Origin of the sequence: Pseudomonas sp. ML2-2023-6 (assembly GCF_037055265.1) — a bacterium.
GTDB lineage: Bacteria > Pseudomonadota > Gammaproteobacteria > Pseudomonadales > Pseudomonadaceae > Aquipseudomonas > Aquipseudomonas kulmbachensis.
In genome coordinates, this window is record NZ_CP146347.1 from 3,053,021 (window position 1) to 3,065,861 (window position 12,841).

10 protein-coding genes and 2 pseudogenes are annotated in these 12,841 nt (G+C 51.4%); 10 read left to right on the forward strand and 2 right to left on the reverse strand.

Going from position 1 to position 12,841, the window contains the following annotated elements; genetic code table 11:
• Positions 1–11: 11 nt before the first annotated feature.
• From V6L79_RS14055 to V6L79_RS14080, 6 genes are read left to right on the forward strand one after another with little or no spacing between them, the layout of a single operon-like run.
• A complete protein-coding gene (locus V6L79_RS14055; RefSeq protein WP_338578998.1) occupies positions 12–1,613 on the forward strand; it encodes a phage tail protein in 1,602 nt (533 codons plus the stop codon).
• Between the two features lie 8 nt (positions 1,614–1,621).
• Positions 1,622–2,332: a phage tail protein gene (locus tag V6L79_RS14060; protein ID WP_338578999.1), complete on the forward strand. Its 711-nt coding sequence runs from the start codon at positions 1,622–1,624 to the stop codon at positions 2,330–2,332.
• Positions 2,329–3,252 carry a hypothetical protein gene (locus V6L79_RS14065; protein ID WP_338579000.1) on the forward strand — a complete coding sequence of 308 codons (924 nt, stop codon included), beginning with the start codon at positions 2,329–2,331 and terminating at the stop codon, positions 3,250–3,252. Before V6L79_RS14060 ends, V6L79_RS14065 begins: the two co-directional genes overlap by 4 nt.
• The gene (locus tag V6L79_RS14070; protein ID WP_338579001.1) at positions 3,249–3,782 is read left to right on the forward strand and encodes a DNA-binding protein; all 534 of its coding nucleotides are present in this window, start codon (positions 3,249–3,251) and stop codon (positions 3,780–3,782) included. The genes V6L79_RS14065 and V6L79_RS14070 overlap by 4 nt, the downstream gene beginning before the upstream one ends.
• Before the next feature lie 5 nt (positions 3,783–3,787).
• On the forward strand, positions 3,788–4,480 hold the full coding sequence (locus V6L79_RS14075) for a hypothetical protein (protein WP_338579002.1): 693 nt from the start codon (positions 3,788–3,790) through the stop codon (positions 4,478–4,480).
• Complete coding sequence (locus V6L79_RS14080; protein WP_338579003.1) at positions 4,465–5,442, forward strand: hypothetical protein; 978 nt, start codon at positions 4,465–4,467, stop codon at positions 5,440–5,442. The genes V6L79_RS14075 and V6L79_RS14080 overlap by 16 nt, the downstream gene beginning before the upstream one ends.
• Here V6L79_RS14080 and V6L79_RS14085 read toward each other — a convergent pair.
• Together V6L79_RS14085 and V6L79_RS14090 are read right to left on the reverse strand one after the other, a co-directional pair.
• Entirely contained in the window at positions 5,437–6,855 is a 1,419-nt protein-coding gene (locus V6L79_RS14085; RefSeq protein WP_338579004.1) for a hypothetical protein, read from the reverse strand. The two genes, V6L79_RS14080 and V6L79_RS14085, sit on opposite strands and share 6 nt — an antisense overlap.
• A gap of 801 nt (positions 6,856–7,656) precedes the next feature.
• On the reverse strand, positions 7,657–8,748 hold the full coding sequence (locus V6L79_RS14090; protein ID WP_338579005.1) for a hypothetical protein: 1,092 nt from the start codon (positions 8,746–8,748) through the stop codon (positions 7,657–7,659).
• Positions 8,749–10,221: 1,473 nt separating this feature from the next.
• Here V6L79_RS14090 and V6L79_RS14095 point away from each other — a divergent pair.
• The 4 genes and pseudogenes from V6L79_RS14095 to V6L79_RS14110 form a co-directional block, all read left to right on the forward strand.
• A pseudogene (locus tag V6L79_RS14095) lies at positions 10,222–10,422 on the forward strand (site-specific integrase); the annotation flags it as partial.
• Positions 10,422–10,850 (forward strand): annotated as a pseudogene (locus V6L79_RS14100) (transposase); the annotation flags it as partial. The pseudogenes V6L79_RS14095 and V6L79_RS14100, both read left to right, overlap by 1 nt.
• A 1-nt stretch (position 10,851) precedes the next feature.
• Positions 10,852–11,415, forward strand: a complete 564-nt coding sequence (locus tag V6L79_RS14105; protein WP_338579006.1) for an AAA family ATPase — start codon at positions 10,852–10,854, stop codon at positions 11,413–11,415.
• Positions 11,416–12,013: 598 nt separating this feature from the next.
• Positions 12,014–12,592 (forward strand): nucleotidyltransferase family protein, encoded by a 579-nt coding sequence (locus V6L79_RS14110; RefSeq protein WP_338579007.1) that lies wholly within the window; start codon positions 12,014–12,016, stop codon positions 12,590–12,592.
• The last annotated feature ends 249 nt before the right edge of the window (positions 12,593–12,841 follow it).

Consider the following 12,841-nt stretch of genomic DNA (forward strand, 5'->3'; position numbering starts at 1 on the left):
CAGGTAGACGCATGTCTTCAAACATCACGATCGCGGGTGAAAACCTTATCGCGAAAAAGCATGGTGAACAGAAAGCGCTGGAAGTCAGCCGTTTTGTGTTCGCACTCATCCCGGGCTTGAACCCCGAAAGCGAAGTGGATCGCGCCTCAACCCTGCCGCCTGCAGCGCAAATCGTCCACACGGCCCCCATTCAGCGATCGGGCTACGTGACCCCCAATCAGGTGGTCTACAGCGTGATGCTGGGTTCTGACGTAGGCGACTGGGACTTCAACTGGGTAGGGCTGCAGACTGCTGAAAACGTGCTGTTAGCCGTGGCGTATGTGCCCGTGCAGCAAAAGCGCAAGAACCGGCACCCGTACCAGGTTGGCAACAACCTGACCCGAAACTTTATGGTCGCCTTCAGCGGCGCCCAGGCCATGACCGGCATCACGATCGACGCCAGTACCTGGCAACACGATTTTACCGTACGCCTAAGCGGCATCGATGAGCGCGAGCGTCTGCACAATCGCGACTTTTTTGGTCGAGCGTGTTTTTTCGACAGCGGCCTGCAGTTGGTCAAAACAGGTAATAGCTATCAGCTCAAGCCGGGTATTGCCTACGTTGAAGGCATTCGCGTTGTGCAGACCGAGCCGACCATCATCAACGTGGCCAACGTGCCATCCAAAGCCTGGCTGGAGGTCGCTTTACAGCGCAAGGGCAGCGATATGGTCACCACCTGCCAAGTGGTCTTTGGCGCCAACCTGGTCGACCAAACCGACAGTGCCGGTGCCCGTCATTACTTCGTGCCGATCGCGGATCTGCCCAACTCCAATACCGTGACCGATTTGCGTCTGCCTCAACCGGTCGACGTTGCCTTGATCGAGCATCTGGCCTTACGCAATGGCGACTATGAAAAGCTGCGAGCCCGGGGCACGACAAAAGAGGACGTCGGGCTCAGCGAGTTGCCCAACGCTAAAAGCGATGATCCAAAGGCCAACAACAGCGACATCCTGGCGACGACTAAGGCACTGCAGAATCTCAGGCTGCAATTGGAAGAGGACATGGTCGGCATGACAGGGCTGTTTTCAACTCCAAATGCACCTATGGGGTGGCTAAAGGAAAACGGCGCGGCGGTATCGCGAACTGTTTACGCTCGTTTATTCGCCAAGATCGGAACACGTTTCGGTGCAGGCGATGGTGTTAACACCTTCAACCTTCGAGATTCACGTGGACTATTTCCACGTTTTTTGGATGAAGGAAGAGGCATCGACCCAGGGCGACAACTGGGCAGTAATCAGGCAGACGAGATCCGCAGCCACAACCACACGGGTAGTGCGGCAGGAGCAGGTGGGCACACACATGGTGCATCCAGCGACATGCAGGGGGCTCATACACACAAGGTCAAGGAAGGCTCTGTTGGGCCCGATGGATCTTCGGGAGAAGTCCTGACATCCGGGGATGACCTGACCTATATCCCTTACAGCTACTCGACGACGTCAAGGGAAGGGGCGCATACACACAATATTTCCATTGGATCAGTCGGCGACCACAGCCACGCCATCACCATTGGTTATTTAGGGGGCGCAGAAACACGCCCGCAAAACACCGCCTTCCTAGCCTGCATTAAGTATTGAGACCCGATATGGACACCAAAATCGTTTTTCAGACTGATCATCATGGGATCTACACAGGTGAAACCTGTGCTGACCGCTGCCCTTTAGAGCCAGATGTCTGGTTGATCCCGGGCGGTTGCGTGGAAGTAGCGCCCCCAGCGATCCCTGCACACCAAGCGGCCCATTGGAACGGCAAGGCGTGGAAGCTGATCGAGTCGTACCAGGGCGAGATCGTCTATCACAAGATCACCGGGCAGCCGTTGCTGATCGAAACCCCTGCGCCACTGCCAAAAGGTTACACCTTGAGAGCACCCGGTGAGCACCAGGTATGGAGCAAAGGCCAGTGGGTTGACGATGTGCCGGCACTGGTAAAAATTCGTCACGCCGAACAGTTGGACGCGGTAAATGCGGCCTGTGAACAAGCAATCACAATGGGTTTTTCCTGCGATGTCCTGGGCGAAACACACTGCTACGACAGTACCCTGATTGACCAGGTCAACCTGACTAGCCAGGTGGTACTGGGCAACGACGGGCACCTGGCCTGCCGTGATGCCCTGGGCGTCAAAGCCTACCGCGAGCACACCGCCGAGCAGTTGCACCTGGTCAGCGCCGCGTTCAACCATCACCGGCTGACCTGTCAGCAAAAAGCACAGTTGCTCAAAGACCAGCTGGATGTGGCCCTGACCGCCAACGACCTGGCCGCGATCAAGGCGGTGAGCTGGGTAGCAGGCCAAGCATGAACTGGGCGCCCGTCACCATGCGCTGGCCAAGCCAGTCAACCCAATGGCTGAGCCAGCTGGCCACCGCCAAACAGATGGCCGGTTCTGAACTGGCCAACACCGCGTCACGCCTCGAAACGCTCAAGGGCATGGCCACGACCAGCCCGGGGCCGGTTGCTGAACTTGCAAAGCAGGGGATCGAGGCCGGGCGCTCGGCAATGGCTGACGCCCTGGGTGAAGTCCCGGCGTGCCTGGTAGTGACACCGTTCCAGAGTGGGGTTGGTCAGGGCACCGGCTTATTGCGTGCGTTGGCTGCGCCGAACCTGTTGCAGCTGCTGAGCGCCAAACTTAAGGACAGTCACGACACCGGGCTACCCACCGGCCAGCAATACGCATTGGTGATCCTGTTCCTGGGCACTCGATACGACCAGTTCGCCGCCACCCTGGCACGCTTCAACGCCTTGCTGCCGTTCCCTGATCTGGAGCGCGCCCAGCGCCGTGCCCAACAGTTGTTCAAGCTGGAGGCGGAAAAGTGGGAGCTACCTTCTGCCGGTGCGCTGCCGCGTTGGGGGCAGATGCCCCTGGAGCGTTGCACCGTGACCAAAGCCGCAAGCCAGGCACTGTCCAGCCAGCTGGCCGCGCTGGAGGGCTACGCCGCTGACAGCTCGCCCATGGCCGACTTGGCGGCCCTGGCTACACGCAAAGCCACTCAGGCCGAAGCCCACGACCGAAAGCTGGCCGAGCTGCAGCAGCTGCTGACCGGGAGCACCGCTGAAACCACCATGCAATGCCGCCTGATCGGCCCCGGGAACGGCGCCGAGCTGAGTGCCCAACTGCTGGAAGGCCAAGCCCCGGGCCATGAATGGGGGATCTGCGCTGGCATGGTGCTGGTGGGGTCGCGCAAAGGGCTGAGCTTTGTACAGGAGATGATCGGCCTATGACGCTGCTACTCGATGGCGAACAAGTGCGCTGCAAAAACATGAAAGCCACGGCAAACCTGCGCATTGAAAGCGGAGATATGTCGGGCCAGACCAGCAACAGCGACACGGCCCACACCGGCTTCAAACCCAAGACCCTGACCTTTTCCGGGCTTATCCGGCATGCCGATGCGGACTGGTTGCGCACGCTGATGCGCCTGGCCGAAGCGACAGAGAGCGGTGGACAACTCAAAACCTATCGCATCGTTCACGACACGGCCGCCGCCTTCGGCATGCGCCAGGTGCAATTCAGCGACGGGGTCAGTTCCCGGGAACACGACACGCTGCAGGCCTGGCTGATCCAGTTCACGCTGACCGAGAAGCTGAGCAACCCCGAGCGGGTAGAAGGCCGTCGCACGGGCAACACCGTGGCCAGTCAGTCGGCGCCCGGGCAAGGCGTTGCCGGTGAGAACGGCATTGATCCGGAAAAGCCCGGGCAAGAGTTGACCGGCTTTGAAGCCGTGCTGAAAAAAATTGATAACTGGATGGGCTGACCGCCATGAAACTGCACAAAGTGCTGACCATCGGCGGCACCGTATACCCGCTGGTCAAAGACGATGTCCGGCTGGAGCTGCGCACCCCGGGGCGAGCCTCGTTCACGGTGCAAGCCAAAGCCCCATTAAAAGGATTGGTGACGCTGGACATTGGTTACAACGACAAGCCGCTACAGCGGTTTTTCATTGGCTACGTCGAGCGCAGTACCAGCGTGAACGCCGTAGAGCAGGTGCTGTTCTGTCGCGAGCTGGCTGCAATCCTGAGCCAGCCGCTGCCGCTGAACCTGCGTCACGTGGATTTACGTGCAGTGCTGACCGCTATCAGCAACAAAACCGGGCTCACGTTCCGTGTGCCAGACCAGGCCTATGCAAAGGTAAAAGCCCCGTTCTTTTACAACTTGGCCACCGGCATTCTAGCCATGGATAGCCTGGCCCGGGTTTTCAGCATCCCCGACCCGATCTGGCAGCAGCAGGGCGACGGCGAAGTCTTTGTGGGCAGTTGGGCCGACAGCTTTTTTGGTGCCCGGGAGCCGCTGCAGCTGCCAATCGAATTGTTCGACGGCTACCAGGGCAATGAAAGCGCCATGGTCGCCGCCATGCCAGGCATTCGCCCTGGTGCAACCTTTAACCAGGCACAACGCATCGTTTCGGTGTCGCTGGCCGCGAATCAAATGGGTTTGAAGTGGAAGAAGCAATAAAACGCGCCGTAGAACGTCAATTTCCCGAGCTGAGCGGCGGCTACCACCTGCCCAGATTCGCCTTGGTGCAAGGCGTGGCCGATGCCCCGGCGCAGTCCGGCATCTGCGACAACTTCCGGCCCCGGTACGCGGTTGACCTGCAGGTACTGGCCGAGGACGGCGAACCCGACCCCAACCTGCCAATCCTGGCCGGTGTACCGCTGCCCGTACCCGTGGGCGGCGATGAGATGGGCTTTTTTGCCTTCCCGGCAGAAGGCACCATGGTGGTGGTCAACTTCGCCTATGGCATGCCCAGCAAGCCCTTTATCCAGACCATCTTGCCCCACGGCCTGAGCCTGCCCAAGGTGCCCAAAGGGGATCAAGTCTGGCAGCACAGCGAAACCGCCCAGCAGCGCGTGGACGCCGACGGCAACTGGTCGCGGCAGACCGATGGCCGCATACAGGACTTCTCGGCTGATCGCGAAGTGCAGGCCCTGGACAACCAGGAGCACTATCAAAGCCACAGCCAAACCGTGGACGACCATTCAAAAGAGACAGTCGGCGGGGTCAAAACCATAGAAGCGCTGGGCGCCGTAAAACTGCTGTCAGGCGGATCAATGAGCGTGGCGGCTGTGGATGATTTGCACCAGGCCACGGGCCGCGACCTGAATCTGGTGGTTGGGGATAAATACAACGCCACCGTGGGTGGCGATATGCAGGAGCGGATCGAGGGCCTGCGCAAAAGCGTGGCCGGGGATGGCCAGCGGTTGGTCGCGCCGAAAAACTGGATCGGCTCTGAAAGCGTGAACTTGTTTCAGGTGGTTTGTGATTTGCTCGACTTGGTGCAGGAGATGAACACGCAGTTGGCGGGACATACGCATACTACAAATCTCACTCCAAGCCCTGGAGATATTTCTGCATTCTCAGACAAGTCAAACCATGCGCGGCTGCTATCAACAATGTTGATTAAAATGACTTTATAGGTTTATTAATTTTAGCTCGTCATGTCGAATAAGATTGGTGTCACAATCGTAACTTGCTTGATAGAACGTGAATTCCGATCGCCCATGATCTGTCATCAATTGCTTGATGATTTTCATGGTTCTTACTTTTGTTTCTATGGTTGTCCTAATTCCAAATATTATGCCCTCCAGTGAATTAAAGTCATAACGAATAGCTCGTTTTTCTTTTGGTAGGGTAAATATTGTAGGGTGTAATACCAGGCGGTACTCATTTTCGCTTTTCCATACATTTAGTTTTGTAGTGGTTGCGTCTTCAAAAACTTTCCAGTGATGACCTATGTGTTCAGTGTCGAAGTTGTCAAGCCACTGCATGCATTTGCTTGCTTTTCCTTCGTCGCTGGTAAACCAGTTATCTCGAAGGCTACTTTCTGGATAGTTGCCTATGGAGTTAAAGAAATTAACTTCTTGTACCTTTCTGTCGTAGGTGACTTCGCGAAGAGGCATTTTTCGAGTTTCATATATCAACTCGTCTATTGAGCGCGTGCCAACAGGTAGAGTTACTGGCAGTCTATACCTGTCCCCCTCCCGCAGCGCCTTGTATTTTAGGCATAGGCCGGTATGGTTTATGCCGTAACTTCCCCATAGCGAAGAGTCATCGCACTTAGACATAAAGCATGCTGTATACCAATCAGGATACATCATTCGTTTCAGTGCTTTTATGAAAGAAAATGGAAATACATGAGTTATGAAGTTGAAGCCGGGGCGTGGAGTTGTTTCGTTATATCTCAGCATTACTCGGTGTTGCTCAGCGTTTAAGTGCAAACTACGGAATGCTCTGGCTCTGGCGTTTTTATCTGTGAAAGCTTGATTTCTATTAGTCGGAATAATTGCATGCTTAAATGCTTTTGCCCTTTGGGCTGCTTGTATTTCAAGAAAGCTTAATCCGATATCAGGATATTTTAGTTGTTTGAATGCTTTGTATACGCAATGCAGAAGTTCTTGGTGTAGTGGCAGGATTAGCGCAGATAGTTGAGATTCGTCAACCTTGGCGTTGTTGTGTGCTAGGCTTTCAATTGTCTCTAAAAGAATATAGTTGTTGTTGTAAATGGAAAAAACTTGGTCAATTATGATTTTCCCCTTGGCGTCGTTAGTCTCAAGGCTTGATGGAATTCTAATATTTTCATTTTGCGCCGCGTCACCTCCAAACATCATTACGTTAAGGTAAGTGCTTGTAAGTTCGTATAAGTAGTGCTTAAACAGATTTTTCCAAACTATTGTATCACCACTCCAGTAAATGCTCAGTTGACCCTCTAGGGGGTCATTTAGCTCTTCTGGAGATGCGAAAAATATTTCAGTTTTTTCAAGCTCTCCCGGCTTACCATCTTTGCCTAGTAGACGATCTGCACTTCTGAATCTGTAAAAAAAATCATCCATTTTTTATTCAAGTCCGAGAGTTTATCAGGAGTTTTTATAACTTAGACTTCGTAATTCTACAGTGGCTGAGCAATCTGCCGAGAAAACTGGAACAATCTGAGAAAGACAATAGTCCTTACGCCATTTTGTTCCAAAAAAACCTTTAGCATGTTCCGTATGATGCACGGGATGCGGTCATCCACAAGAAAATTATACACGTAGGGCACAACATGGGCTCTAGGCCGGTGTATCGAAAAAATCCTGCAAGAAATAAAAAGCAGAGAAAAAGCACTTATCCCCCTCCCGCCGACGGGCTTTGTGTCCTTTTTTTGTGCAAAACCAGATGTAGTGCAAACGAACCTACAGCCCAGGCCGGCCGTGGGGCTCTGCAGGGGATCGGCATTTTCACAAAGTGCAAAGTTTTGAATGGAAATGAAGCACGGTTGCACAGCTGCCCACGGCAGGCAACAGAAGGGGGTACGGCCAAGTGCCCGGAAACATTGGGCGAAAAATTTTAAAACACCGGTTTCATCGAGTTTTCAAAAACGTGCACGATCGTTTTACGGCGGGTGTTGATGATGAGCGTGGAGAGGCTAAGTTCACTGTAGGGTGCGTGCTACGGGGCTTTGGCTTGCGTGCAGGGTATCATTGGTTTACGCACGATAACTGATCAGTTCTCCTTTAATGCAATTGATCGTCCTTTGATCAAGACTTTTATCTTTACTGAGGCTATTTTTCTATGGGGGGATATCTAGGCAGCAGCATTTAAGGTGCTGCTGGCTAGAGTGTATTCGAAGGAAAATATCTAATCGAACGGGTTGGTTAATCTTTATTGGTTGGTATTTTTTCAATTAGGGCTTTTACTAGTTCCTGAATGTTAAGTGGGTAACTGTCAGAAGGTGCTTCGTTGTTGTGCATGCCGAATATTCTTGATGCTACTTCAGATTTTATTTTAATTTGATCTACGTCTGGCAAAGATGAAATGTAGGGTGTGACTGCTTTAAGATCTAGTGCGATGCGTCGACTAGTATGCTGTTGAGATCTGTGCTTCGCAGATTCTCGTGCTAAGTAAGCCGCTGGAACTGATAAGGCTATGGCTATGAACATTCTAAAGATGGATTGTTTCCAGTCAAGCTCACTATTCAAAGTGTCGTATAGTGTGAACAAAAGAATTGCGGCAGTAAGTGCCATGCATGTTAGGGAGAGCCATCTCATGTTGTTGGCAGAGGTTTCCTCTTCGTCTGCGGTGGTGGAATATTCTAGAAGTAATACTTTGGATGAGGTTGTTTCGAGTAGTTTGTCTATATTTGTTTGAGCTTCTTTAGCGAGCTCAGTTGCTGCATCAGATATTTCTGATGCCTTCTTCGATTCTGCGAGCATGTTCTCTTGAAGTGTGTTTATCTCATTTCTAAGGTTTTCTGCAATCTGCGAAATATTTGAAATTTCAATCTTTGTATCACGAAAGTAATCTGAAGTTTTCTGTTTTAGTCTGTCAAATTCAAGCTCACCTTCTAATATTCTTTTTTCATAAAAATCTATATCTGCTTCTGCGTTTGTGCGGTTCGTGGTAACAGTAACTCCAACGGCGCGTAGAGAATCGATAAGTGATGATGAAGCTTGCATGAGTCTAGTGCCGAAAGTCTTCAGTCGGGTGCCGTACTTATATCTTATGTCGAGGCCTATGCCTAATTTATTGGCGAGACTTGCGGCAGATGCAATGTGATTAAGTATATCTTTAATGTCGATATCACTACTCAAAAAAAGACTTTCTAATTGATCATAAGTTTTTTTGAATTCATTTATTGTTTTAAGGTCGTTTTTTTGTATTTCTAACCGGGTGTCTTCGCTCAGGCTGAAAATTTCTTTTGCTATGTTGTCAATTTTTATTTTATAAGTATCTGTTTCGTGTTCCATTTTAGGCTCCAATATAAATTGAGGTGTGACTTGCATAGTACTGTTGGTGATGGCTTTACGATATCATATATTGGAGGGTGTCGATAGGGTTTGATTATTCACTGGAAAATGACATTCATTTGATTTTGTAGAGGTCGCGAGGAAATGTTGTTACAAGGGAGCCTTTCAAGGTGTGTATTTTTTCTATAAGTATTGTGGTGGGTTGTTGATTGAGTTTGTATGTGTGATTAGTCTTTGGCTGTTAGAATTATGTTATGTAAGGTTATATTGAGTGGCCTTGAGCCTTTTGTCGTTAGTGTCTTGCTGCTAGATAGTGGGAAGTGACAGGTGGATGGTTCAGATGAAGTATTGGTGAAAATATGTAATGACAGTTTTTTTGAAAAGGCAGGCGCGTCAAATAGCGTAATAATTATTTTCTGACTCAGAACTGTCATAAAAAAATATTATATCAAGGTTATTTTAGGGGCAATCTTAGTGGTCAGGTGTTAGATGATTTTGAGTATATGTCGCTGGGGGTTTTCAATGTTTTTAATGCGCTAGCGCCATCCCGCTGAAGGCCTAGTTGGTGAGGTTGAGACATCAGGTTGTTTGCATTTTGAATAGGTGTATATATCGAAATGCTTTTGGGCATGTGAGCGATGCGGAGCTTCTGAGAGCGGGCAGGAAAAGTCCTTTAAAAACACCAATCCCGGGTTGCCGTCAAAAGTGGCTATTTTTCGCCACCCCCTGAAGAACGGGGTGATTAATGCTCTGCAACCCTTGTAGAGCGTGGCTTTGATACATGGCGACGAAAAGGTCAGGAGGACTATTTAGAAAGGTATTTAAATATAAAACCCATATAAATCAGATAGTTGACGAGGTTAGTAAAATAGTAGTCCTGATAGCCCCATTAATAGCTGGGGTGGTCTTGAAAATATTGTCTATGAAAGCTCTGAAAGCCTTTGTCTCTGTGGGTTAGAGAGTAGGTAAGTAAATAAAATACCTTTAATAGTCACTTTAAATCTCAACCGGAGAATTCATTCTGGCCGGTGGGAAAGCTCTGTCTGACGTGCTCGACTCTACAGCCCCGACCATACCGCTTGAGGGTGCATGGGATGGGATAGATGCATTGGGTAGATCTATTGGATCGATATTGTTTGCTGCACTGGATGTGCTGTGAGCGACGAGAAGGCTCAATACTGGGGCTTTAAGGGGAAGGAAGTGAATGTTGGCTGGTACGAAAATGGTACAGAGAAAAATTACTTAGGGCGTAACCCCTTGTTTTACAGGGGCTGGCGGCTCAGTCCGTATCATCCATCATGGGTGCAACAGATAAGCGCCGAGACAGCGAAGGCCCTGTATTTACTGGCTTTGAAGCAATTTTTTGTACCATTTTGCTCAACGTTTTTGAAGCGGTTTTAGGGGGTAAAAGGGCGTTTTTTGAAGTCGACTGGTACAAATAACCAATCCAAACAATAACTGTACCAGTTGACTATGGCCACGATCAGAGCTCGAAAACGCACAGACGGCAGCATCAGTTACACGGCACAAATACGCCTGATCCGTGATGGGGTGCAAGTCGACCAAGAGAGCCAGACCTTCGCCCGTAAACAGGCCGCTCAAGTATGGGTTCGTAAGCTGGAAGTGGAACTTGATCAACCCGTTGCCATTGAGCGAGCAAACCGTATCGGGCTGCGCGCAACTTCCTTGGGCGATGGAACGGCAAGCTGCTATGCGACGATGTCGCTGGCTACAAAGCCGGTTTCGAGAAAGGCATCACCGAAATTAGCTGCATGGTCCACGCCCGTCGCAAGTTTTTCGATCTGCCGCGCTATCTGGACGACGGGGCTGTGCCCGTTGACAACAACCAAGTCGAAAGCCAGATCAGGCCGTGGGCACTTGGGCGCTCCAACTGGTTGTTCGCCGGATCGCTACGCAGCGGTAAACGGGCTGCAGCAATCTTGAGCTTGATCCAGTCTGCATGCATGAATGGGTATGATCCGTATGCGTAACTGAAGGACGTTTTTACTCGCCTGCCAATGCAGTGGGCGAGTGAGATCGCTCGGCTGCTGCCGCATCAGTGGGGCACTGCTAATTTATCGGAGATGGCAAACTCGTTTTAGAGTGGTTGAAAGCGAAATGATAAAAGAGACGGCACGTTACATCTTGGTCACAGGCGCGGCAGGTACCGGCACCTCGACCTTAGCGGATGCTTTAGCAAAGGAACTGAGCACAACTCACCTGGAAACAGATGATTTTTTGTGGCTGCCGAGTAACCCGCCATATCAGCATCTGGCAGACAAAACGCAGCGAGGAGAGCGCTTACTACAAGAAATGCGCTCTCATGGTCGTGCCGTGGTTGCCGGATCAGTAATGGGCTGGGGTCAACCGCTTGAGAATGAATTTGATCTTGTGGTGTTCCTTTATCTTCCTGTTGAACTCAGGCTGGAGAGATTAAAACGTCGAGAGGTAAAACGCTTCGGTCAAGCAAGGCCGGAGTTTTTGGCTTGGGCAGCTCAGTATGATGAGGGAGGCGTCCCTGGACGGAGCTTGGCCAGGCATCAGGAGTGGCTGTCTGTGCTTACTTGTGCTGTCTTAAAGCTTGAGGGGGATATGTCCGTTACAGATCGCGTACGGCAAATACTGGATGCAGTCGACGGGCTGAACCACACACCGCCGGTCATGTGAACGTGTGTTGGCATACGCTTACGAGCGCGGGTGGGTTTGGGTCTATTCGGGAAGCGGCGCAGATCTTTATTGCCAACGGACTGGAGCCAACTCAATCGTGTATGACGCAGTTGAATGGCTGGCTGGGGGAGGAGGTTGTGAAGTTCAAATCGTATGAGATAGCGGTGGATGAAAACCATCCACCGCGAGCAGTAATTTAAGTGCTAACAACCGACTGGGGTAGTTCGACACGCTGTACGGGCGAAAATCCTGTGGTTTTTTTGAAGGACATGTTGTTCAGGAAGTTCTTCATCGTGTCCGATGGATCCAGGTGCTCGGTATTAAGACGCTTCAGCGTCTGCCGTGAGAACGCCACGCTCAATATCGGGAGGTTCTCTACATGCCCTGTGGCTGTATTCAATATGGAGTCGACTGCTGTGCCGACGATCTCGTCTGGCAGGAGTGACAGCAGTTCACGTCCTTTCCGCCATCCGAGTGCTGCGCGCAGGCCTCTTTCCTTAAGGTCTATTGATCAACACTGTCCCTTGGGTTACATATTGCTGGGCACCACGTCGCGTATGTGAGTGCTGTATGCCGTACCGAAAGCTGAGGATCGACAGTGCTATTGACTCCCGAAGTTCTGGTTGGCATCGCCATGACCAATCCAGTTAATGTTCAGATTGCGTCGCGCTTGCCTTCTCTGGGGCTGAGCCAATGCATGCTGACAGCTGGCTGTCTGTTTCAGGCTGTCTGGAATTATCAGTTGGATCTGCCACCCGCATCGGGTGTGAAGGACTACGATATTTTCTACTTCGACTCGGATCTGTCCTGGGAGGCAGAGAACGAGGTCATCCTTGAAACCCAGCAGCTGTTCAAGGATTTGGGCGTCAAGGTTGATATCAAGAATCAGGCCCGTGTCCATCTGTGGTACGGCGAGCGGTTTGGCAGACCTTGCCCTCGGCTTGAGTCCACCAGGGACGGAGTTGATCGTTACCTTGTTGCAGGGACGTGCATTGGTTTGGATCCTGAGACGGGGGAGGTGTACGCACCTTACGGTTTGGATGATGTCGGGCGGGGCGTGCTACGTCCCAACCCCCAAAATCTCCAGCCGGACTTATTCGTGCACAAGGCAAGAAGTTATCAGGAGCGCTGGCCTTGGCTACGGATACTGGAGTCCAGCTCGCAGGGGGACGGTTGATGTCACCGGGCTGATTCCGCCTACTTGGCAGTTAGTTTGGCTAAGACGACGGGCTGACTTTAAACGCAAGCTTGCTCAGATTTGCTGCCCTGAATAACGCTGCGCTCAGCGTGCTTTAAGCTTAATTGTTGTAGTGCCGGGTACTAGCAGGGTTTGGATATTTGGGTGAGTTAATAGTTGCCATGGGTTGGCACTTTTTATAGTTGTTCGCTGCTATATAGGGTGGCGAGTTTTTAATTGTACTTGAAG